Origin of the sequence: Vibrio sp. V19_P1S1T109 (genome assembly GCF_002241375.1) — a bacterium.
Taxonomy (GTDB): Bacteria; Pseudomonadota; Gammaproteobacteria; order Enterobacterales; family Vibrionaceae; genus Vibrio; species Vibrio anguillarum.
Genome location: NZ_NDIM01000127.1, coordinates 1 through 22,539, shown reverse-complemented (window position 1 = coordinate 22,539; position 22,539 = coordinate 1). Strand labels below are relative to the sequence as shown.

Annotated in this window: 19 protein-coding genes; 15 read left to right on the top strand and 4 right to left on the bottom strand. The window is 45.5% G+C overall.

The window, feature by feature from the left end; genetic code table 11:
• Positions 1-1,006 (bottom strand): ABC transporter substrate-binding protein (locus B9J87_RS05930; RefSeq protein WP_094149748.1); only part of this gene is annotated, 1,006 nt, incomplete at its 3' end.
• Between the two features lie 279 nt (positions 1,007-1,285).
• Here B9J87_RS05930 and B9J87_RS05925 point away from each other — a divergent pair.
• The 7 genes from B9J87_RS05925 to B9J87_RS05895 all read left to right on the top strand — a co-directional run bounded on the left by B9J87_RS05925 (position 1,286) and on the right by B9J87_RS05895 (position 10,223).
• Positions 1,286-2,338: a FecCD family ABC transporter permease gene (locus tag B9J87_RS05925; RefSeq protein WP_094149746.1), complete on the top strand. Its 1,053-nt coding sequence runs from the start codon at positions 1,286-1,288 to the stop codon at positions 2,336-2,338.
• Positions 2,339-3,121, top strand: a complete 783-nt coding sequence (locus B9J87_RS05920) for an ABC transporter ATP-binding protein (protein ID WP_094149744.1) — start codon at positions 2,339-2,341, stop codon at positions 3,119-3,121.
• Positions 3,122-3,245: 124 nt separating this feature from the next.
• The gene (locus tag B9J87_RS05915) at positions 3,246-4,457 is read left to right on the top strand and encodes an MDR family MFS transporter (protein ID WP_176429488.1); all 1,212 of its coding nucleotides are present in this window, start codon (positions 3,246-3,248) and stop codon (positions 4,455-4,457) included.
• A 75-nt stretch (positions 4,458-4,532) separates the two neighbouring features.
• Positions 4,533-5,312 (top strand): Wadjet anti-phage system protein JetD domain-containing protein, encoded by a 780-nt coding sequence (locus B9J87_RS05910; protein WP_094149740.1) that lies wholly within the window; start codon positions 4,533-4,535, stop codon positions 5,310-5,312.
• Positions 5,313-5,315: 3 nt separating this feature from the next.
• Positions 5,316-8,255: a hypothetical protein gene (locus B9J87_RS05905; RefSeq protein WP_094149738.1), complete on the top strand. Its 2,940-nt coding sequence runs from the start codon at positions 5,316-5,318 to the stop codon at positions 8,253-8,255.
• Positions 8,248-9,657, top strand: a complete 1,410-nt coding sequence (locus tag B9J87_RS05900) for a hypothetical protein (RefSeq protein ID WP_094149736.1) — start codon at positions 8,248-8,250, stop codon at positions 9,655-9,657. The genes B9J87_RS05905 and B9J87_RS05900 overlap by 8 nt, the downstream gene beginning before the upstream one ends.
• The gene (locus B9J87_RS05895; protein ID WP_094149734.1) at positions 9,654-10,223 is read left to right on the top strand and encodes a condensin complex protein MksE; all 570 of its coding nucleotides are present in this window, start codon (positions 9,654-9,656) and stop codon (positions 10,221-10,223) included. Before B9J87_RS05900 ends, B9J87_RS05895 begins: the two co-directional genes overlap by 4 nt.
• 117 nt (positions 10,224-10,340) lie before the next feature.
• Here B9J87_RS05895 and B9J87_RS05890 read toward each other — a convergent pair whose 3' ends face one another.
• Together B9J87_RS05890 and B9J87_RS05885 are read right to left on the bottom strand one after the other, a co-directional pair.
• Positions 10,341-11,189, bottom strand: a complete 849-nt coding sequence (locus tag B9J87_RS05890) for a universal stress protein (RefSeq protein ID WP_094149732.1) — start codon at positions 11,187-11,189, stop codon at positions 10,341-10,343.
• Between the two features lie 10 nt (positions 11,190-11,199).
• A complete protein-coding gene (locus B9J87_RS05885; RefSeq protein WP_013868030.1) occupies positions 11,200-12,690 on the bottom strand; it encodes a SulP family inorganic anion transporter in 1,491 nt (496 codons plus the stop codon).
• Positions 12,691-12,985: 295 nt separating this feature from the next.
• Here B9J87_RS05885 and B9J87_RS05880 point away from each other — a divergent pair, with 295 nt between their 5' ends.
• From B9J87_RS05880 to trmY, 7 genes are all read left to right on the top strand, one after another.
• Positions 12,986-13,315 (top strand): metalloregulator ArsR/SmtB family transcription factor, encoded by a 330-nt coding sequence (locus B9J87_RS05880; RefSeq protein ID WP_094149731.1) that lies wholly within the window; start codon positions 12,986-12,988, stop codon positions 13,313-13,315.
• A gap of 83 nt (positions 13,316-13,398) precedes the next feature.
• A complete protein-coding gene (gene arsB / locus B9J87_RS05875) occupies positions 13,399-14,457 on the top strand; it encodes an ACR3 family arsenite efflux transporter (protein WP_017048957.1) in 1,059 nt (352 codons plus the stop codon).
• Positions 14,458-14,825: 368 nt separating this feature from the next.
• Positions 14,826-15,167 carry a metalloregulator ArsR/SmtB family transcription factor gene (locus tag B9J87_RS05870; RefSeq protein WP_013868027.1) on the top strand — a complete coding sequence of 114 codons (342 nt, stop codon included), beginning with the start codon at positions 14,826-14,828 and terminating at the stop codon, positions 15,165-15,167.
• A 21-nt stretch (positions 15,168-15,188) separates the two neighbouring features.
• A complete protein-coding gene (locus B9J87_RS05865; RefSeq protein WP_094149729.1) occupies positions 15,189-16,190 on the top strand; it encodes an ArsJ-associated glyceraldehyde-3-phosphate dehydrogenase in 1,002 nt (333 codons plus the stop codon).
• Between the two features lie 12 nt (positions 16,191-16,202).
• Positions 16,203-16,700, top strand: coding sequence for a cyclin-dependent kinase inhibitor 3 family protein (locus B9J87_RS05860; RefSeq protein ID WP_094132338.1), 498 nt, complete (start codon positions 16,203-16,205; stop codon positions 16,698-16,700).
• Between the two features lie 42 nt (positions 16,701-16,742).
• Positions 16,743-17,975, top strand: a complete 1,233-nt coding sequence (arsJ, locus tag B9J87_RS05855; protein WP_094149727.1) for an organoarsenical effux MFS transporter ArsJ — start codon at positions 16,743-16,745, stop codon at positions 17,973-17,975.
• A gap of 79 nt (positions 17,976-18,054) precedes the next feature.
• Entirely contained in the window at positions 18,055-18,654 is a 600-nt protein-coding gene (gene trmY / locus B9J87_RS05850) for a tRNA (pseudouridine(54)-N(1))-methyltransferase TrmY (protein ID WP_094149725.1), read from the top strand.
• Here the strand turns inward: trmY and B9J87_RS05845 are convergent.
• Positions 18,651-21,527, bottom strand: coding sequence for an HD domain-containing phosphohydrolase (locus tag B9J87_RS05845; protein ID WP_254918100.1), 2,877 nt, complete (start codon positions 21,525-21,527; stop codon positions 18,651-18,653). The two genes, trmY and B9J87_RS05845, sit on opposite strands and share 4 nt — an antisense overlap.
• Before the next feature lie 189 nt (positions 21,528-21,716).
• Here B9J87_RS05845 and B9J87_RS05840 point away from each other — a divergent pair, with 189 nt between their 5' ends.
• Positions 21,717-22,460, top strand: a complete 744-nt coding sequence (locus B9J87_RS05840) for a phosphatase (protein WP_064626355.1) — start codon at positions 21,717-21,719, stop codon at positions 22,458-22,460.
• The last annotated feature ends 79 nt before the right edge of the window (positions 22,461-22,539 follow it).

The following is a 22,539-nucleotide window of genomic DNA, read 5'->3' as shown; positions in this document are numbered from 1 at the left end:
GTTCTAGGTCGGTAAAGAGATCTGGGTATAGCGCTTTGGCATAAAACTGAATCATTGCACCATCCATAATGGTTCGACATGCGCCATGATAGGCGGAATACATCCGATTGTTCTTAACCGCATTAATGGAAGACCAGCCGAGCCGTTGTTTAAACCCGGCTAATTGTCGCTTCGCTGTTTGTTCTGATACGCCTTGGCCAATAACCATGGCACTGTCAACACTGCCTGATTCATAGCCCGTGATAACAATGACGTCTGGGTTGCTAGCGATAATCTGTTCTGGATTCAGTTTTCCCCACCATTCGACATAAGGGGCGGAAATATTATCGCCTCCTGCGATGGTTGCGATGGCTCCCCACATATTTTTGCCAAAGGTATAACCCACTTCATTAACGCCTGTTGCGCCATATTCTGTATAGATTTTAGGTTTAGGTTTATTGGCTGCGTTAAGGCGTTGAGTGATCATCGCTATGTTTTGTTGATATTCACCGGCAATCGCTTCTGCCCGTTTTTCTTGGCCAGTAATGATGCCAATTAATTGAGTGCTCTTCACATGTCGTTCTACGCTCTGGGCATTGTAGTCAACGACCACAATCGGTATTCCCATCGTTTCGAGACGAGAAACTTCAGTACCTAATGCTTTGTATTGCCAATCAGCAAGCATGATAAGGTCAGGGTTCAAACTAATGACTTTTTCTAGCGAAAATGAGTTGGTATCTACGCGGCCGATTTCGGGAATGTCATCCAGTGTTGGACGATGTTTGACGTACATTTCCCAGTTTGTCGGACGAGCTTGCCAAATATATTTCGACATTCCAACCACATTGTCATAAGCCGATTCTGTACCTATCGCCATATAGTCTTCAGGATAAAACCCAACAATAACGCGTTGAGCGGGTGCCTCAAAGGTCACTTGTCTATCTAATACATCGGTGACGGTCGTCACCGCAGAGAAGGCGACCGAGCTAAACGCCAGCGAAGCCAAAAGGAGGAACTTTATGTGCATACGGTAAACTCTTTAAGTGTGCAAGGGGGTTGATATTGACTAGATTGGTTAGCCTGAGATTCTTCAAAGGATTATAAGAATATAACAAACAGTTATGCAAATAGTTATTATTTAGCAAGCGCAAATCATAGTAATTACCATTTATTGAATGCTATTATCCATCGCTCTACCAAGCCCTAAGAGACCTTTGCCATATTGGCAAATGGATCGCGGTGAGCATCCACTTTGGCTGAGATTTATTCAAAGCGGACGGATGTTGCTTTAACAGGTTAATAAAAAATGATCTCTGATGTACTACAAGAAGCGGTAATGACGCAGCGTAAAAGCGAGCGTCGTCGTAGTTGGATGCTGCTCACTTTCGGCGTGCTGCTCGCCTTTTCTTTTATCCTTGATATTATGACCGGCCCATCGATGATCGATGTGACCTCAGTTTTACATGCTCTGCTGGAATGGGTTGGTCTTCCTTTTCAAGTGGATGAGTCAACACAGGTGATCGTAAAAAATTTACGTTTACCCATCGCGTTAATGGCCATTTTTGTGGGCGGCTCGCTCGGCGTGGGTGGCGCAGAAATGCAAACCTTACTTAATAACTCTATGGCGAGTCCTTATACGTTGGGAATGGCGGCTGCCGCGGGATTTGGCGCTGCATTGGTGCTCTATATTGGTTCTTTAGGCATGGATAGCCATTTTGCGGTGCCACTCGGCGCTTTTGTCTGCTGCATGATTTCTGCTTGTTTTCTGTTTGCTCTGGCGTCGGTTCGCCATATCGGTTCAGGGCAATTGATCCTTGCTGGTATTGCTTTGCTATTTCTATTCCAGTCTCTGCTGTCATTGGTGCAGTTCATCTCGTCACCGGAGCTGAGCCAACAAATTTTATTTTGGCTGTTTGGCAGCTTATCTAAAGCCACGTGGAATAACCTGATGATCACCGCTTTGGTGGTAAGTTTGAGTGTATTGCTGTTACTCAAAGATGCTTGGAAACTGACGGCATTACGTTTAGGCGAAGAGCGAGCCAAAAGCCTCGGAGTCAATATTGTGAGGTTAAGGCTAAAGACATTATTGATTGTGGCAGTTATGACCGCCACCGTAACCAGCTTCGTCGGAATTATTGGGTTCATTGGTATTGTTGCACCCAATATTGCCAAAATTCTGGTAGGGGAAGATCAACGTTTCTTTCTGCCATTATCCTTTTTAATCGGAGCTCTTCTTTTATCGATTGCTTCTGTGTTGTCGAAAGTGATTGTGCCTGGTGCACTCTTTCCTATTGGGATTGTCACCGCCATTGTTGGGGTGCCTTTTTTCTTTTGGCTGATCATTGCGAGGAAGCGTTAGATGCTGCATGTTAACAATCTGCATGTTCAGTTTGGTGAATTAGTTTTGGCCGAAGCGGTTAATTTTTCATTAGAACCGGGTCACGTCACCGCAATTCTGGGGCCAAATGGAACAGGGAAAAGTACCTTACTCAAAACCTTGTTTGGTGATATACGCATGCAAGCTGGGGAAATTCGATTTAATCAACAGGTATTGAGTAAACATAGCCTCGCTCAATGGCGAAACCAGTTTGGCTATATGCCGCAAGATATCCATCTTGATGTTAATTTGTCAGTGATTGAAGTTATTCTGCTTGGGCGTTTGGACGCCCTGAGTATGCGTATCGACAACCAGATGCTCAACGATGCTCTATCAATTCTTTCCAGTTTGGGCCTTAGCCACCTTGCGCACCGAGATGTTAGAACTTTGAGTGGTGGACAGTGCCAGATGATCTTGTTTGCTCAAGCGCTGATGCGGCGTCCGTCAATCCTAATGCTGGATGAACCTGTGAGTGCACTCGACTTACATCATCAACATGTTTTGTTAGAACATTTGGTCAATCAAACTCGTCAACATCAATACACCACCATCATGGTTTTGCATGATCTCAACCTTGCCGCACAATACGCCGATAACTTACTGGTGATGAAACAAGGCCAATTATTAGCGCAGGGTAAACCACAAGACTTACTCACTTCTGAATTGATTCACCAGTTATATCAAGTGGATGCGGATGTATTGCTCGATGATCAGGGGATCCCTTTTATTCGTACTCGACGTTCCCCAGAGCTAACAACGCAGTGATGAGGAGTATTCAGATCCGAAAAGCACAGAAGCTTGAGCAAGTTAGTCTCAAACAGGGTCGTTGTAGATCGAAAATGCATTTAAAGCTGAGACGAATTGATGTACTGATGGAGCCGTTCCAATAATGCGCCGCTCCTTGGTTGCGACAGTGCAAGATTGGCAACGCCTTTCGCCTGCAGGAAAAGTGTTGGTAGCGAATAGCCTGAGCTTCAACCTCGGCTTCTATATGTTAATGCCATACCTGGCTGACCACTTACAACACTTAGGGTTAAGTAGCGCTTATATTGGCCTAGTGATTGGCTTGCGCGTGCTTAGCCAGCAGGGGTTGTTTTTAGTCGGTGGGACGTTAGGGGATCGCTTTGGTTACAAACCGATGATTTTGCTAGGTTGTGTTGTAAGAATTGCAGGTTTTTTACTGCTTGCCGTCAGTACTGAATTGGGTTGGATTATCGCTGGGGCGTTTGCTACCGGGTTTGCTGGCGCATTATTTACTCCTAGCAGCCAAGCGTATCTCGCGGCGGAGTACCCTGAAAGCCGTCAACGTACTCGAGTCTTTGCCCTACAAAACCTAGCCAGTGAGGCTGGAATGTTATTGGGGCCATTAGTTGGTCTGGCTTTACTGGCTTTCAGCTTTATCTTTGTTGGCGTGTTAGCGGCGAGCGTGTTTGCCTTATTGCTCGTATTACAGTGGTTTTTCTTACCGCATCAAGAGGAAGTTTCTTCCATTATTCGGCAGCCATTTTGGGCGGAATGGAAGCAGATGCTAAGCAACAAACCTTTTATGGCCTTTGTTCTCGCCGCCTCTATGTACCAAGTACTATTTCATCAACTTTACATGGCAATACCCGCTCATGCGAGAGCCGAGACGAATGATCCCACTGTTATTACCTGGGTCTTTATGATCGCTTCTCTCATGGGGGTAACCTTACAAATGTCAGTCAGTCGTTGGATTGACCGCTCCTTTGGCACGGCCAAGGGCATGGGGTGGGGCATGACACTCATGGGCTGTGCATTTTTAGTACTCAGTGTTTCGTTTCCACCATGGCCAGCATTACCTTTTATTTTGTGTGCAATACTGCTCAGTTTCGGTTCGATGATGGTCTATCCATTGCTTGGGGCTTATATACCCCACTTCGCGCCATCAAGAAAATTGGCCAGTTACTACGGATTACAATCTTGCGTTGGCGGGCTGTTTGCTTTTGTGGGAAACAGTTCGGCAGGGTGGCTACTTGGTCAAAATTTTTCAGCCAACTGGATTTGGCTCCTATTAGCATTATTAGGTACAACGTCCGGCATTTTTTTGTATTACCAATTACAACGGGCTTCCAATCCCTAATTTTGATATTGATATGGCTTTTGCATAGCGATAGAGTTTAATCTTTGGTATCAGACAGATAACGGAACCATCGCCATGAAGCTCAATCAATATCTGGATAAAATAGAAAGGGGAGAGGCGATCAACCTTGATCGTTTTATCCGCTGTCTGCCATTTTCTGACTTCCTTGAGTGGAGAAACATTTACCAAGCTGTCCGTGTGCGTGGTGGTTATCAATTAAGCATTATTGACAGTGCTCAGCATCATGCACTCTATTTGCCTATAGCGCAGGATAGGATCAGCGCCGCAAAAAGTGGTCGCTCCCATGATTTCTCCAGTAGTTTTGCTCATATCTTGTTATTAAATCGTCATTGTCAGGCACAGGTTCCGTTTGTTGTGCTCAGTGATGAAAAGGGATTCAAAACGGAAGGTCAGCTTAGCGGTCGTCACGCGGTGATCATCGAAAATATTGAAAATTTCTACCGTTACCACGCATTTTTTGATGCTCTTGAGTGTTCGGATTTGGCCGATAGTTGCGATATCTTACTCGGTGCGGGCAATCAGATCTGTCACCTGCTCAACCGCAATTTTCTTACACAATATGAGGTCATTTATTGTGCGCAAGACCTCGACTTAGGTGGTTTGACAATTTTTCAAACGCTAAAAAAATCGTTGCCCCAGTGCCGTTGGTTAGCACCGCCGGATTGGGACGTCCATCGAAATCAATTCAAACTCGTTCCGAAGAGTGCCGAACAACTCGTTGCGGCGATTGAGCTAGCCCGCGAATTGGGCCTATCACGAGAAGCCGATATACTCAATCAAACCCGCGCCTTTCTAGAGCAGGAAGCCTTACTGCCTGCATCACCACAGGATTAAGCCATGCATAACGACGCTATCGATAACCTGCTGATTAGCATTTCACGCCTTGTCGCGGTCGACTCGGCTGGGGTAGCCATCGCCGAAATTGACCTTCGTGAAGGGGGAATATTGATCGGTGGTGGCAATATCGGTAAAACCTCGCTTCTCAATGCTATTCGATTGTTTTTACTGCCGGAAGAAAACTTCAAAAACTCGGCCAAGAAATTCGGTTTTTCAGATAAAGAAGGTAAATTCTTCTCCGATGACGAGAGTTTTGAACACTATTTTCCCAGCAGCAGTAGCTTTTTGATCTTAGAGTGTGACAACTATTTAGGAGGGCGTTTGCCTCATTGTCAAATTCTCTATCGCGGTAGCGCCGATAAGCTCGACTATCGTCGTCTGTTCACCTCGCTGCGTTATGATCAAATCCGCCCCTTATTTTGGGATGCCGATAGTGGCGATGATGGCATTGGCGGTCGAGTAGAGGGATTGAGCCCAAGCAAAGTGCAAGCCTTCCTTAAGCGTGAAGATAAGTACTTTAAAACCTTAGTGCGCTCTGCGGCCATCAAAGAACTGATTTACGCCAATCAACTGCTTGATGTGGATGCAATGCGTTTTTGTTTGTTCCCGCTTAGCACCACCGAAGATGCCAATGTCGACGCTTTTCGCTCTCTGGTACGCTTACTGTTTGATATGAAAACTGGCTCGGACACAGTGCGCCTTGCGGTAGCCAATATCATTGAAACGCAGAAAAAAGAGCGTAAAGATGCGCTCAATTTCGATATTGATGCTTTTATTGAACACAATGATGCGCTGGCTCGTCGTGAACGGCTGCTGAAAGAGATTGAAAGTCTAAGACCTGAGTTTGACACACTGGCTGCCAGTTATCGTGAATTAATGCGTAACAAAAACGCGGAACAAGCGCTAATGCAGTACAGCATGATGGCGCAAAGTCACATTGACAAACAGAGCAAAGAGTTAGCACAACAAGAGAGCCAACTTAAGCTTATTGATAACCGCGTACGTTCTGCGCATCAAGCATGCACGGATACGGAAAGTGAGCAGAAAATGCTCAATGGCGAGCGAAACATTTGGTTGCGTCAGCAGAAGAAACTTGATGACCTCGTGCAGAAAACTCAGTTGATCATCAATCAGTATGATCAATCTGAGACTATCGATCTCATTATTGAAGGTCACCGTGAACATCTGGCCTTGAAAGAGCAAGAACTGGAGCTGAAACAGGATGCTGAAAAACGTCACCAAGAGTTACTTGAACTCAATCAGACCATTGCTAAGTATGAAGCAATGGAACTACGCTACCAGACATCGGTGGACAATCAGCAATACAAGTTGTTTAACCAGTTACCCCCACCCGTGTGGTTAAAACTGGCAGCGGTGAACCTTGATATTGCAGAAGCCAACCCAGGACGAGCCTTAACTGCTTTGGAAGCTGAGGTGATGGAAGCCTTTACCGATCTGATCCAACCTAATGGAGTGGGTTATGATTGGTTTGGGGTAGAGCTTGATGCACTGTCGCTGGACAGGCGCGAGTCTGATAAATCGCAACTGGATAAGGTTCGAGCGCAGCTGGAGATCAAACGCAAACGCGTTGCTGAAATCGTCGCAATTGGTAATGAAAACCGTTTTGAGCAGGTAAAAAACATCGCCGCGCTAAAAACTGAAATCAGCCGTACCCGAGGTGAAATCGAATTACTTTTGGCCAGCAACAATAATACTCAACAGTTGCAAATCCTCAATCAAGAGCTTGAAGAGGTCGAAAACAAGCTGCAACAGCTCAAACGGCAGCTTGACCGCCAGAAAGAACTCGTCGATCAAGAGCGGCAAACATTTTATAGCCAACAAGAAAAAGTGGCACAGTTAAAGGCCGAGTTGGAAAAACTGACTCAGCATTGGCAGTTAGCCAAAGCACAGTTACAAGCTCACGGTTTATCTACCAGCGGATTTTCAGTGATGCCAGACCCATTGCTGGCGATTAGCGAAGACAATTTACATATTTGTATCGACAATCTACAAAGCAAATGGCAAGCAAGATCCGATATCGTGGAAGGCGTCCAAGGTTTTGTGCGTCACCAAGTACTAGAGAATGATGACCAGCTGATGCGTTCGTTTGTTGATGATGAATTGTTAGTGCATGCTTTCGAACAGCTTCAATCGCGGTATCAGGGATTGGAAGAAGAATTTGACATTCTGCGTAAAAACTTTGTTGAGCATAAGCATTCCATTCACAGCATCATCAATGAGCTGAAAAATAACCGCGAAATGGTGCGTCTGTTTGAGCAAAGTATTAACCTATCTTTTGCGGACGTGACGATTAATGATTTGCTTCAGGTCGAAGCAGAGATCAAAGTCGAAGCCCGTTTTAGTGATTTGGTCGGTGAAATTGAGCATCTTGATACCCACTCAGATCAAAAAGCTTCAGAACAATTTATTGAACGCCTAAAAGCCTTTAGTCAGAAATTTTTCCCAGATGGAAAAGCGGCTTTACTGACCATGGAACAGATTGTGTCTGGTATTGCCTATCGGGTCAAAAAACAAGGGCAAAGTGGTTGGGAGAGCAAATCTCAATCGACTTCCACCATCATGTTGATCAACCTCAAGCTGGTGGAAATTCTGCTAGGTCGGCTGAGAAACAAGGCGTGTACTACGCATTTTCCACTGATCATTGATGAGGGCGCTTCGGTCGACAGCTCTCAATTTGATTGGTTGCTGCCGAATTTAAAACAGGCGGGTTTTCGAGTGTTGAGCGCGTCGACTAATTCGGCATCAAGCGAAATCATTTTCAAATTTGGCCAACATTTCAGATTGGACTCGATGCGCACCGCCACACCGTATCATCCTGCGAGAACGATCGCATTTACTGGTATGGCAGACTGTTTTGTCACTAAAGGCAGCGCGCTGGATCGCGAGCAACTTGATATGTTTGGAGAGGCTGATGAGTGATCAACGCCTGCTGACCATCCCGACGTTTGCCATCATGCTTGAGCACCATACCATTATGCGTGACATGATCCGTGAAATGGACGAGATCGGTGAACCTTATGTCCGAGAGTCGACTTTTGTCGGGCGTCTACATCGTTACATGCAGAGTCAAGGTCATGATAAAAGGAAGCAACTTAGGTCGGCTTTCTCCACCGAAAACCTACTTTCAGCGCATATTTTAGTCGATAAGGATGAGTTTGGTGGAGAGAGTCGGCTTATCTTCGACCACTCAGTGATAGGTGTTTTTCGATTGTTTGACCGCAGTTTGTTTCAAGATCTCACTGATGTTGCTCTGAAAACTCAGCTAGGTGGGCTGCGTTTGCTACTCAGCCGGATTGAATCGGGCACCTTATTGTTCAGCGATGCTGATCTTGATTACAAAGAGCTAATCGATGAGCTCTTTCACCGTTTGAGTGAGTTGCTCAACAGTATTCGGCTTAATCTGGTTAAAATGCAGACCATCAACCAAGAGCTGAGTGAGGCAAGCGAATTGGCGGCTAAAGCAGAGAATCCTCACGCGTTCTCCTTACTCCAGCGCGAGTCGATCAGCAAAATTTCCCACTTGTTGTCGCGGCATATTTTGCCTACTCGGCAGTTTTTGGATGAAAAAAGCCGCTTGCAAGATGGTCCAAATTTGTTTGAGTGCTTACAAAAACTGCGTCGTCAGTTTGAGCTACACCAGGATCATCAAAGGGCAACCGCCATGCTGAGATATGAGATCAGTTTTAACAGCTTTCATAACCAGATCAGCAAAGTATCGCATTCCGTCGATCAGTTCCTCGCCCGCTCGAAAAAACGTCTCAAGCAGTTTAATGCGATTGAGGCTGCGTTTGTCGAGTTGACCGAAGCACTCGATGCGACTCGGCATAACCTTAAGCGTAGCCTGATTGATGGTGATTTTGCCCGCAATAACGGTGCGTTTATGGGGCTAATGCAGCAAGCAAGGCCCAAAGTGCTACGCATCAGTAGCTCTGAAGCTTACCTCAATAATGTGGTGAGTGACATTGAAGCAAGAGTCGCGGATCAGAGTTTGCTGAGGCAACATCGCTATGTGCAACTGACGAGCTCAAAAGATGATTCGATGGAGCGTCGATTAGCGCGTGCAGAGCAGATCTATCAGTTGGTCAAGCAGATGCAAATGGCGGAGTATCAAGATTTGACCTTGGCACTGCACCGTAGGTTAAAAATGCATTTTGTGGACTATCATTTCGTCGATTTGCTGGAAGGGCTTAACTTCGTGCTGCGTAGTGATGAGATGCTTGATGGCCATGTAGTGAAAGTCACCAATTCTCGTCACCGCTTAGTACAAGAAAATACCATTTATCTATATCGTAAAATCCGAACCGAGAGAGTGAAGCAATGACCACGGTTTTTTCACAAATCAATATGGCGAAAAGCCAACAGATCTACGCGACTTTTGTTAATGGCAGAGTAATCACCAAGCAGGTTTACGATCTTTACCAGCATGAGTTTACCGATAGCCCACTTTACACTGAGTTGTACAGCCACCTAGATCACTTTACTCAGCTTTATCTGCATATCGGTTATAGCTTGAATTTCAATGTAGAGGGTGAGTTTTTCTATATTAGTCGCAATGAAGTAGAAGAAGACGCTGATACCAATGCGACCAAGATCCAAGCCATGTTGTTGATCATTGCGCGTTACTGGGTGGACAAAGGCTTTGATCTGGATGATTTAGCCACGCCAGCAATTGGTTTAGGCCGCACGTCACTTGAAGAGATTGCAAGTCAAACCATTTATAACGATATTCGCCAAGCACTCGGTATTGAAGCGTGGGATAAAGCAATGACTTATCTGGCTGATCGTAATTTTCTCTATCCATGTGGAGACAAACATTATGTGTTGAGCTCGGCGGGTATGTATTTTTTGAACCGGCATGTGGAGAAGTACTCGCAAGAGCGTGAATAGCCTTGTTCTGTTTATTTTAATGGTTAAAAGTCATAGCCACTTTCTACAGCACATTGTTTCAATATAGAAAAAGCCTTCCGAGGAAGGCTTTCATCTACGTGATTAATACATCAACTGTCAACGTATCAACAACATAGGTACGCTTGACTCAGCTAAGAGCCGAGTGGTGTTACTACCAACAAAAAACTGACGAAGTTTAGAGTGTCCAAACGCGCCCATGACGATCATGCCAAGTTGGTTTTGTTGTTGGTACTGAAGAATCGCCTTATGAACTTCGCCAGATAAGCACGCTTCCACAACGTGAATACCGTGTTCACACAATTTTTCGGCGGCAGCTTTAAACGCGATCGCTTTATCGTGGTTATCTTCCACCATCACCAAATGGCACTCCAGCCCTTTTAGCAGCGGTGTTTTAATGGCTTTATCCACTAGTTTTTGGCTAATTTCACTGCCATCAAAGGCTAATAGATAGCTTTGTGGTGGCGTAAAATCACCCGTTGCCACTAAGGTGTGGGACTTCATTGTACGCACGATACTCTCTAATTGAGAGCCAACAGCCATGGCGTCGTTTTGGTGCACTTCACCTGATTTACCGACCACCAATACACGAATTTCGTTTTCAAGATCAAGCAAAGTCTCCAGCAGGTTTCCGTGCTTTTGCAGTTTATGCACATCTTGTAAACCTTGTTCATGAGCTTTAGTTTCTAGCTCATTGAGTAACGCTTTACCGTGCCTTAAGGCCAGTTTAGAACGCTTTTCGTCTAGTTCAATAAGCTCTTTCAACAGCTGTTCTCGGCTGCCTAAACCGATGTTACCAGACAGTTCACTTTCGGTTTGATTAGCCGCTTTATCAAGTACGTGCAGTAAGGTTAATGGTGCGTGTAAGCTTTTGGCGGTCCACACGCTTAAATTGGCGACCGACTGTGAATAAATCGATCCATCGATGCAAGCAATAATATTGGTCATAATCTGTTCCTTAATGTCCGCCCATCAGCTTTTCAACTTCTTCTGGCTTACCATGCACGCCGAATTTATCGACAATCGTTGCTGTTGCTTCATTCATACCGATGATGTTTACATCGGTCCCTTCGCGTCGGAATTTGATAACAGCACGATCTAGCGAAGAAACCGAAGTAATATCCCAAAAGTGCGCTGCAGAGAGGTCGATAGTGACACGCTCTAAGACCTCTTTGAAGTCAAACGCGTTCATAAATTGATCTGACGAAGCAAAGAAGACTTGCCCAACAACACGATAGGTACGTTCTTCTCCATTTTCAGAGAGTTCACTTTTAACCACCATGAAGCGGCCAATTTTGTTAGCAAAGAAAAGAGAAGCAAGCAGCACGCCGACACCGACACCGATCGCTAAGTTATGGGTTGCAACCACAACAACGACGGTCGCGATCATCACGATGCTGGTAGAAAGTGGGTGAGTTTTGAGATCCTTTACCGAACTCCAAGAGAAGGTCCCAATGGAAACCATGATCATTACCGCCACTAAAGCCGCCATCGGGATGAGCTTGAGCCAATCACTTAAAAACACCACCATGATGATCAGTAGAATACCGGCGCAAAAAGTAGAGAGCCTGCCGCGTCCGCCGGATTTAATGTTGATGATCGATTGACCAATCATCGCACAACCAGCCATGCCGCCAAGAAAGCCGGTGGCAATGTTGGCGATACCTTGGCCTTTACATTCACGATTTTTATCACTGCTGGTATCGGTTAAATCGTCAACAATGGTTGCTGTCATCATTGATTCTAATAAACCGACAACGGCCAATCCGGCTGAATAAGGAAATATAATCCATAAGGTTTCAAGGTTGAGCGGAACATCTGGCCATAAAAATATCGGTAAAGTATCTGGTAATTCACCCATATCGCCCACAGTGCGAATATCAATGCCAAAGCTGATAGCAATCAGAGTTAAGGCGATAATGCACACTAATGGCGAAGGTAGCAATTTGCCAATCACAGGAACGTAGGGGAATAGGTAGATAATCGCCAGCCCACCGAGTGTCATGGCGTAAACGTGCCATGTTACATTGGTCAGCTCTGGTAATTGCGCCATAAAAATCAGAATCGCCAGCGCGTTAACAAACCCCGTCACGACCGAACGTGATACAAAACGCATCAAATCGCCCAGTTTGAGGTAACCGGCCAGTATTTGTAGAACCCCGGTCAAAACAGTGGCTGCCAGTAGATATTGCAAGCCATGCTCTTTGACTAAAGTAACCATCAACAGCGCCATTGCTCCAGTGGCTGCTGAGATCATGCCGGGGCGTCCACCGACAATTGAAATGATCACGGCAATACTGAATGAAGCGTAAAGGCCGATTTTAGGGTCTACACCTGCGATGATAGAAAAGGCTATTGCCTCAGGAACTAATGCTAACGCAACGACAGTGCCAGCTAGAACATCCCCTCGCACATTGGAAAACCAATCGCGCTTAATATTTTGTAGCATACTTAATCTCTAAAAAATGAAATAAAAAGGTGAGTTGTGAGAGGTAAAGATCAATCTAGGGCGGCGTAAGCAGCATTCGCAACATCTCTTGGTTGATTTTGAAAATGTGATCCTAATCATTGATGTGGTGTAGGTCAACCAAACGATCACTATTTGTATTGCAGTCGTCGATTCCTCCCGTTATCACGGTGTTTTTCAAGCGCTGCCGGTCGTACGCGAGGATAGTTCTGGTGTTTGACTTTTATTCTTTTGCTCCTTACACTTGAACACATTCGATATTCCATATGTATTGTTTATGTGCCGCAGTTTATCTTTTTATAAATCCTTGTCTGAAGAGACGAGGCTTAAATCCTTGCTGTTGATGAAGCACAAAGGGCAGTTGTGTGTGTGTGATTTAATGAATGCGTTGCAATTAAGTCAGCCTAAGGTGTCACGTCATTTAGCTGAACTGAGAAAAAATGAATTAGTGATTGATGAGCGGCGCGGCAAGTGGGTGTACTACCAAATTAATCCTGAGCTGGAAAGTTGGATGGTGCAGATATTGGACATCACGCTGAGCCACAATGCTGCATTGATTGCGCAAGAGCTAACGCGTATTGCTCACCCATCTTGTCAAAATGAATGAAATTTTAGCGTTGCTATTTCGCCATGGCTGTAAGTAGAAAGTTGTGCGCGGCTCCCTTTTAGACTTACCGAGAGATGTGATGTATGAGTGAATTACCTGTCTGCGCAGAAGCCTCTGCAGCCGAAAAAATGAGTTTTCTCGATCGTTATTTAACCTTGTGGATTTTCCTTGCGATGGGGTTAGGGGTAGCGATCGGTGTCTTCTTTCCGCAAGTAGCGCAATGGAATGAAAATATGTCGGTCGGTTCGACCAATATTCCGCTGGCGATCGGTTTGATTTTGATGATGTATCCACCGCTGGCAAAAGTGAATTACAGCCTGCTAGGTGAAGTGACTCGTGATAAACGCGCCATCACACTCTCTTTAGTGATGAACTGGATTGTCGGGCCTATTTTAATGTTTGCGCTGGCGATCATTTTCTTACGCGATTATCCCGGTTATATGGTCGGACTGATCTTAATTGGTCTGGCGCGTTGCATCGCGATGGTATTGGTGTGGAATGATATCAGCGGTGGGAACAAAGAGTACGGCGCAGCGTTGGTGGCGCTCAACAGTGCATTTCAAATTGTCACTTACAGTTTTATGGCGTGGCTATTTATTACTGTTTTGCCGCCGTATTTTGGGCTCGAGAGCTTTGTGGTTGATATTACCATTCTCGATATCGCAGAAAGTGTGCTGATTTATCTCGGTATCCCATTTTTAGCTGGCTTTTTGAGCCGCAAATGGTTGGTGGCCGCGAAAGGTGAGCAATGGTACAACGAGGAGTTTATTCCGCGTATTTCACCGATTACGCTGGTGGCACTACTAGCGACGATAGTTTTGATGTTCAGCCTGAAAGGCGAGATGATCATTGAACTGCCGATGGACGTGATACGCGTTGCCATCCCTTTAGTGATTTACTTCTTAGTGATGTTTTTTGTCAGCTTTTTCATTGGTAAAAAACTGGGCATTCCTTACGATCAAAATGCCTCAATTGCTTTTACCTCATCAGGCAACAACTTTGAACTGGCGATTGCGGTCTCCATTGCCGTGTTCGGTTTAAATTCCGATCAAGCATTTGCGGGTGTGATTGGGCCCTTGGTTGAAGTGCCGGTGTTGATTGCCTTGGTCAACGTTGCGCTGCGTATGAAAAAGAAATACTAGCGCTCTCTGAGTCCGAACTTCAGGATATTTTTCTCATTAAATTTCATAACCGTAGACTGTTTTGAAAATGTGAAATGTTTGTGAATGAGTTAGAAACGTCATCTATGTTCTGCTACGCACGAACTCTTGATCCCAATGTTGCGATGCATCGGGGTATGATAGGCGTATCAAAAATAGATCTATTGGGAAATCGATTGTAATCAAAATGCCACAAAAGCCCTGCAACATACCATCAGCTATTTTACTGCTCGCTTTAGCATTGTTCTCTGAAGTCAGCGGTAACTTTTATTTAGCGGTAACTTTTCTATTGACAGCGATTTCTTTTTATATGATACATATGCATATCCGTATATGCAGAGATAAGTAAAATGCTACCTCATCAGTTTTTTAAATTGCTGTCCGATGAAACACGGGTGCGCTGTTTACTCATGATTGCACGCGAGCAACGAGTGTGTGTCGGCGAGTTGACACAAGCGTTAAATGAGAGCCAACCGAAAATTTCTCGCCATCTGGCTCTACTTCGTTCCAGTGGCGTGGTGGTTGATACAAGGCAAGGCCAATGGGTGTTTTATCGGTTATCGGACCAACTACCCGGATGGATGAAAAAACAAATTCAAGGGCTGGTGGAATCCAACTGCCTGAAAAAAGAATACCAACAAGATATGCAAAGGCTGGCAGAGATGGAATCTCGCCCAGAATGCTGTGTTTAGAAGGGATAAAAGGAAATAAAGATGTCGATTAAAGTCGGAATTAACGGATTTGGCCGCATTGGTCGTTTAGCATTAAGGGCGTCATTTGATTGGCCAGAGATCGAATTTGTGCAAATTAACGACGTTGCGGGTGACGCGGCGACCTTGGCTCATTTGCTCGAATTTGATTCAATACAAGGCCGTTGGCATCACCAAGTGACAAGCGACGGTAATGCGATCATTGCCAACGGTAAGGTTATTCGTACCTCACAACAAAAAGCGATCAATGATGTGGATTGGTCTGGTTGTGATGTGGTCATCGAAGCAACAGGTAAACACCGCAAATCTGAGTTTTTGAATCAGTATTTAGTGCAAGGTGTTAAACGCGTGGTGGTATCGGCTCCGGTAAAAGAAGCGGGGATTGCCAATATCGTGGTTGGGGTCAATGACCACATCTTTGATCCACAAATACATCAGATTGTTACGGCCGCTTCTTGCACCACCAACTGCATTGCGCCTATCGTCAAAGTGATTCATGAGCAACTGGGTATTGAACACTCATCGTTTACGACCATTCACGACTTGACCAACACGCAAACCATTTTGGATGCACCGCATAAAGATCTACGTCGTGCGCGTGCTTGTGGTATGAGTTTGATCCCAACAACTACAGGTTCTGCGACAGCGATTGTGGAAATCTTCCCCGATCTGAAAGACAAAATTAACGGTCACGCGGTGCGTGTGCCGCTGGCCAATGCCTCGTTAACTGACATTATTTTTGATGTGAAACGCGATACCAGCGCGGAAGAAGTCAACGCGCTACTTAAAGCCGCTTCAGAAAATGAGCTCAAAGGCATTCTCGGTTTTGAAGCGCGGCCATTGGTATCGATTGATTATAAAGGCGACCAACGCTCAACGATTGTCGACGCACTCTCGACCATGGTGGTGGGCAAGCGCATGGTGAAAATTTACGCTTGGTATGATAACGAAATGGGTTACGCAACGCGTACCGCAGAATTAGTACGCAAAGTCGGTTTGGCATAAAGGAGCAAAGAAATGACACATCCTACATGGGAACTGCCCGTTACAGAAAACAGCGCTGGTTTGGTATTGACGCCTTGCCCGGGGACAAAAGATCTGCCTCTGGTTGAGAGTATTGAACAATTGAAGTCTCAAGGTGTTACCGTTGTGGTGACGGCTCTAAGTCATGAAGAGATGCAAGAGAAAGGCGTTGGTGACTTGCCTAAAGTGGTTGAGCACGCGGGGCTGCAATGGTTTCATGCCCCAATTGAAGATGATTGCGCGCCCGACCATCAGTTTCAAACGCATTGGCAAAGTATCTCCCCGTCACTTCATCAGGCGCTTGCCAAGGGAGATAAGATTGCCATGCATTGCATGGGTGGATCGGGTCGTACTGGTTTACTTGCTGCTCATTTATTGCTGGAGAAAGGTTGGGAACTGCAAAACATTATTACTCAAGTTCAATCATTAAGGCCGGGTGCATTTACCAAAGATGTACAAGTTGAGTACATCAAACAATTTGTTAATCAATAACAGTCCCAAAGAGCTGCCTTAGGTGGCTCTTTGGCAAAGAGAGTGATTATGCTGTCTCAACTCAACCAAAACGTTCGCCAGTACATGCTAGTGACTTTTAATTATTGGAATTTTACCGTCACTGACGGCGCGCTGCGCATGTTAGTGGTGTTGTATTTTTATGATTTGGGTTATTCGACCTTAGCGATTGCGTCTTTGTTTCTCTTTTATGAATTTTTTGGCGTGGTCACTAACCTGATTGGCGGTTGGCTTGGTGCGCGTTTAGGGCTGAATCGCACCATGAATATTGGCCTTGGCATGCAAATATTCGCGCTCTTGATGCTTGCTGTACCTGCTGCATGGTTAACCATTCCTTGGGTGATGGCGGCGCAGGCGTTATCGGGCATCGCAAAAGATCTCAATAAAATGAGTGCAAAAAGTGCGATCAAAACGTTAGTCCCTGAAAATGCACAAGGGGCACTCTACAAGTGGATAGCCATTCTTACGGGTTCAAAAAACGCCCTAAAAGGGGCCGGCTTTTTCCTCGGTGGCGTCTTGCTCTCTTGGATCGGCTTTCAATATGCGGTAGCGGCTATGGCGGCGGTATTGCTATTGGTTTTTGTCGGCAGTTTGCTCAGCTTACAAGCCGATATTGGCAAAGCCAAAACCAAACCGAAATTTTCAGAGATTTTTTCCAAATCACGCAGCGTGAACATCTTATCAGCGGCTCGCCTGTTTTTGTTTGGCGCGCGAGACGTTTGGTTTGTGATTGCTTTACCCATTTATCTGGGCAGTGTTTTTGGTTGGGATCATAGCGCCGTGGGCGGCTTTTTAGCACTGTGGGTGATTGGCTACGGAGTGATCCAAGGTTTTGCCCCTAAAATAACGGGCAGTACTTCAGGTCAAGTACCGGATGGGCGCTCTGCGCTCGGTTGGGCGGTGCTATTGGCGCTGATTACTGGTTTGATCGCCTACAGCATTCAAGCGCAGTGGCATCCGGAAGTCGTGATCATCGCGGGGTTACTGCTTTTCGGCGCGGTCTTTGCGATTAACTCATCGCTGCATTCCTATTTGATCGTGAGCTATGCCAAGGGGGATGGTGTATCGCTTGATGTTGGTTTTTACTACATGGCAAACGCGATGGGGCGTTTAATCGGTACCGTGCTTTCCGGGTGGGTTTTCCAACTTTGGGGATTAGCGGCGTGTTTGTGGGTTTCGTTTGGTTTTCTGCTGCTGACCACTCTCATTTCATTGGGGCTCCCGAAAAGCAAAGCTGTGTTGACGAGCGAACCGTAGCTTCACCAGCAGATCACTATTCCAGTAGATGGAGATTGTGATAGAGTCCGTGCTTTATTGAATGAATTGAGTCAGTCACATGAGAGCTTTTGTTGTAAGGGCCCGTGCCGCTTCCACGGATAAACAGACTTTTTTAGCCTCTGTTGGGCAAGAAGCCCACACCGAAATTTTGGCCCACGTACTCATGAACGCTATTTTTACTGCGCAGTCGCATCGTGATGACGTGGTGGTCTACTTAGTGCTGGAAAGTACGCAAGATTTCTCGCGGACTTTATGCTTTGAGTCGAGCCAGTTGCACAATATCGGTGGCTTTCACGAGCAAGCCTTGCTGACCAAAATAGGCCTCGCTTTAGATGTTTCTGTGGGTATGGGCAAAGAGCAAACCCGAGAGGTCGAGCAAGGACTCACGGTTGAAACCATCAGTTTTGAAAAGTTGGTGCAACGCCTTTCTGAAAGTTACCACTTGTATTTACTGGATAAAAAAGGCGAAAGTGTCCGTGAGCATCAATTTTCTGACGACAGCTGCTTTTTACTTACAGACCACATCCCGATGCCGAAAAAAAGTTGGAACAGTTTAAAGCGCCTTAATACACAGAAAATCAGCCTTGGGCCTCGAATGCTGTTTGCCTCGCAGTGCATTGTGCTGATCCAGAATGAGTTAGATATTCGCGGTCTTTAAAAAGTCTTTTTCAAACTCATTTTTACTTTTTTTATCTGTGCTTCTTTATCAATTGGGCTGTGCTGATCGGAGTGTAAAAACCGATCCGCATAGTCTTGATAAATCTCTTTTTCTAAAAAGAGTAAGTAAAGCTTCGGATCAATATGGCCTGTGGTGGCCATGGTGGTCATGATCGCGATCGATTCGCTGAGCGTTTTGGCCTTTTTATAGGGGCGATCGCTAGAGGTCAGTGCTTCAAACACATCGGCTATTGCCATCACTCGAGCGGGGATGGAAAGCTGCTCTTCACTTAAACCTCTTGGATAACCCGCGCCATCCATTCGTTCATGGTGGCTTCCCGCAATATCAGGAACGTTTTTCATATGTTCAGGATAAGGTAGCCGCTTGAGCATCATGATGGTTTGCACAATGTGATCATTAATCATGAAGCGTTCTTCGTTAGTGAGCGTGCCACGGCGAATGGACAAATTATAGAGCTCACCTCGGTTATAGCGCAGTTCTCCCGGTTGTAAAATAAAGTTTTCTTGCCACAGATCTTGTGGACGGCAACCGTTCACCCAGTGCAACTGATGTACGGGTTTATCATCAAGCAAGCGCTCCATAGTGGGCAATGGTTTTGACTCTCCTGCACGTTGGTTCTCTATCCAAGAAGTACCGAGTTGATCATCTAAGGTCCGTTTCCACTCTCTTTGCGCAATTCGCTCTAAGCGGGAAAGGTCATCATCGCTCATAAACTCACTGCCAATATTACACTGCGCGACGAAAGCAAATTCCTCATCGAGGATTTGTTGGTTCGTCAGCAACTGCTGCTTGAGATCTGGCTCGTTCTTGCCCTGCGCAACACCTTGCCAGTAGTCCGTTTCAGCTTGACATTTGAGCAGCTCAAAACGCATTCTAATTTCGTGAATTCTGTCGTAGATCGTTTCTAATTTGGTCGCTTTATCAATCACATATTCAGGCGTGGTCACTTTTCCACAATCATGCAACCAAGCGGCGAGAGTGAGCTCTTCCCACTCTTCATTGGTCATGGAAAATTGTGGGAAATAGGTGCGATCGTTTTCCGCCGCTTTAGTGATCATTTTGGTTAATTCAGGAACTCGCTGACAATGGCCTCCCGTGTAAGGGGATTTGGTATCAATGGCTGATGCGATCAATTCAATAAACGAGTTGAGCATCTCCTTTTGCCGTTGCATTTTGTCGATATTGTCTTTAGCGATTTCGGCAAAACTGAGCAGCTCTCGTAAAAATGCATGTTTGTCTTGCTGATCGGGAGTGATGGCCCGTTCGTAGCCTAGGTTTAATACGCCAACTAACTGCTTGTCTCGGTTGAGCAGTGGGAAAAGATAAAGATCAGAATTATACAGCTCATCTTTATGCTTACGCATCGAATTATCGGTTTTAGATAAATGAACCGTTTGGCCTTTGCGCAGTTCAGAAAGTAGCCACGGCATCTCTTGAGACAACTGGTTGATATCAAGCTTAAAGGGAATGATGGCGTGGTTTGCTGCGGTGATAAATTGGTTATTTTCGTTGGCGTAAGTGTAGAGCAAAATAGTTTCAGCTCGAGTGATCAAATAGCTTTGATGGGTAATCGTTTTGGCTAACACACTGAATTCTTGATTGCTGGCGGTTTCGCGTAATAGTCGCAGCAAGTCGTGCAGTGTATGCTCCATGAGCTCTATCGATTGGGTTAAATTGGCAACTTCGCGGATCCGGCTTTTTGGGTAGCGTGTCTTTTTAAATTCAAAGCGCGTGATGTTGTCGGTCAATTGCACTAGGTTACCTAAAGGGCTGGCGAGCCTTTGCGCCACAAAACCAACCACTGCAAAAGCGATAGCGAGCATGATTAACGCGACAAAAATCTGCTGATCTCGCATCGAGAGCAAATCTGCGATCAAATCGTCTTGCGGTACCGCTTCTGCCAGCAACAAGCGTACATTGTCGTTTAAAAGTACCGGCGTTAACGTCACCGACCACGTTGTGCCATTCATATTGACCGTTTCATACAAAGTTTGGCTGCTGACCCGATTCAATATTGGTGCAAAAGTACTTTGCTGTAGTTGCTGTGCAATCTGTGAGGGATCTTGTTGTAGCTCGAACTTAGTATTGTGTTGGGCGAGTGGTCTAAATTGATTATCGAACAAAATGAGCTGAGCACTGTCAGAAAAACCCATCGTACTCATCTGTTTTGACAGTGAGTCAAGCGTGAAATCGGCGCCAAGCACACTCTTTCCATCGGCCGATCTACGTGACAGTGTGACGCCACTCGTTTGTAGGAAGAAAAAGAAATAAGGTTCCGTTAAGCGTATCGCGCCATCTTGACTTGCCGAGGTAAACCAAGGACGCACGCGAGGATCAAATTTATTATTGTTATCTTGTTTGTCGAGCAGGCTTTCAAGGTTCTGGTCTAAATAGATAAAGCGGTTAGTGCCATCAACTTGAGTGTAATGGGCCAATAGCTGAGCTTGCGCGGGGGCATCAAAACGCTGTTTGGCTTTATCAAAGCTCAGCGAGCGAAATGTAGTACAAGCTCCAGCTTCGTCACAATAATAGAGCGCGACCAACTGTGGATTACGTTGGAAGGTCAGCCAAACGGTGGCGAGTTGGCGTGGGTCCGAGATGACTTTATCCGGTTGATCAATTACGTTACTAAAAGCTAAAAAATCGAGCGTAGTCAAGATAGGTGCGGCACTTTGTTTAAATGCTGATTCCAGTTTTTTGCTGTTTTCGCTACTTAATCCTTGTGCACTTACCGTCAGTAGTTGCTGACTATGGTGATAACTTATGCCAATCAATACAATGCCGATCACCATGGCGAGCACTAAAAAGAGACTCGTAATGTGAATGCTCAGTGAGTAACGACGTCGTTTCATAACCAACTCCGAATTGGATGACATTGCTAAGTATTGTTCAATGTGGGTAAGTTGCAAAAAACCATTTCACATCGGTGTGTTTTCATCCGGTCAAAAAGTGTCGATATGGTGAATATATCGCCCTTAGATTGAAGTGCCATCAGCGAGGCTGTTACACTGAAGCATCGCTGTTGGAATGGAATAATTAAAATGAATCTTGTCGTTGATACTCATACTCACACTTATGCAAGCGGTCACGCATACAGCACGCTTATTGAAAACGCGCGTTCAGCTAAAGAAAATGGATTGGCAATGTTTTGCACAACCGATCATGCGCAGTCGATGCCTGGAGCGCCGCATTATTGGTTCTTCTCCAATCAACGTATTTTGCCGCGCTTTTTAGACGGTGTTGCCATTATCCGAGGCATTGAGTCCAACATCATGAATCGTGCTGGCGAGATTGATGTTCACCCTTCTGTTGATCAAAACTTAGATTGGGTTATCGCCAGTTTTCATGAGCCCGTATTTCAGCCTGCCGATAAAGCGGCGCATACCGAAGCGTTAATCAATGTGATTAAAGGTGGACGAGTGGATGCGCTAGGGCACTTAGGTAACCCTAATTTCGATTTTGATTTTGATGAGGTGATCGCCTGCGCCGCCCAGCATCACGTTGCGATAGAAATTAATAACAGCACCTTAAAAGGACACAGCAGGGTAGGGAGTGTCGATCGCTGTTATGAAATTGCTAAGGTGGCGAAAGCGCATGGTGCTTATGTTACCACTGGCAGCGATGCCCATTTTTGTCAAGATATCGGCCAACTTCACCTGGCCAGTGAACTGCTTGAGAACGTTGGTATTGCTGCTGAGAAAGTGATTACGCACAGTGTCGAGCAGTTTCTGGCCTTTTTAGCTCTGCGCGGGCGAAAAGCGATCGCAGAATATCAAACACTATAAGCCGTAAAGAGGTCATAAAAAATGACAAAAATTTGTCCCTCTTTTATCTTGAGATCCATTAAACTTGGCACTTCTTGCC

Bases quoted from the DNA above. Each gene is read 5' to 3' on its own strand.
- B9J87_RS05880 (WP_094149731.1), top strand. From the start codon at position 12,986: ATGTGCCGCAGTTTATCTTTTTATAAATCCTTGTCTGAAGAGACGAGG.
- B9J87_RS05900 (WP_094149736.1), top strand. From the start codon at position 8,248: ATGAGTGATCAACGCCTGCTGACCATCCCGACGTTTGCCATCATGCTT.
- B9J87_RS05860 (WP_094132338.1), top strand. From the start codon at position 16,203: ATGACACATCCTACATGGGAACTGCCCGTTACAGAAAACAGCGCTGGT.
- B9J87_RS05920 (WP_094149744.1), top strand. From the start codon at position 2,339: ATGCTGCATGTTAACAATCTGCATGTTCAGTTTGGTGAATTAGTTTTG.
- B9J87_RS05845 (WP_254918100.1), bottom strand. From the start codon at position 21,527: ATGAAACGACGTCGTTACTCACTGAGCATTCACATTACGAGTCTCTTT.
- B9J87_RS05870 (WP_013868027.1), top strand. From the start codon at position 14,826: ATGCTACCTCATCAGTTTTTTAAATTGCTGTCCGATGAAACACGGGTG.
- B9J87_RS05910 (WP_094149740.1), top strand. From the start codon at position 4,533: ATGAAGCTCAATCAATATCTGGATAAAATAGAAAGGGGAGAGGCGATC.
- trmY (WP_094149725.1), top strand. From the start codon at position 18,055: ATGAGAGCTTTTGTTGTAAGGGCCCGTGCCGCTTCCACGGATAAACAG.
- B9J87_RS05890 (WP_094149732.1), bottom strand. From the start codon at position 11,189: ATGACCAATATTATTGCTTGCATCGATGGATCGATTTATTCACAGTCG.
- B9J87_RS05840 (WP_064626355.1), top strand. From the start codon at position 21,717: ATGAATCTTGTCGTTGATACTCATACTCACACTTATGCAAGCGGTCAC.
- B9J87_RS05925 (WP_094149746.1), top strand. From the start codon at position 1,286: ATGATCTCTGATGTACTACAAGAAGCGGTAATGACGCAGCGTAAAAGC.
- B9J87_RS05865 (WP_094149729.1), top strand. From the start codon at position 15,189: ATGTCGATTAAAGTCGGAATTAACGGATTTGGCCGCATTGGTCGTTTA.
- B9J87_RS05885 (WP_013868030.1), bottom strand. From the start codon at position 12,690: ATGCTACAAAATATTAAGCGCGATTGGTTTTCCAATGTGCGAGGGGAT.
- B9J87_RS05895 (WP_094149734.1), top strand. From the start codon at position 9,654: ATGACCACGGTTTTTTCACAAATCAATATGGCGAAAAGCCAACAGATC.
- arsB (WP_017048957.1), top strand. From the start codon at position 13,399: ATGAGTGAATTACCTGTCTGCGCAGAAGCCTCTGCAGCCGAAAAAATG.
- B9J87_RS05915 (WP_176429488.1), top strand. From the start codon at position 3,246: ATGCGCCGCTCCTTGGTTGCGACAGTGCAAGATTGGCAACGCCTTTCG.
- B9J87_RS05905 (WP_094149738.1), top strand. From the start codon at position 5,316: ATGCATAACGACGCTATCGATAACCTGCTGATTAGCATTTCACGCCTT.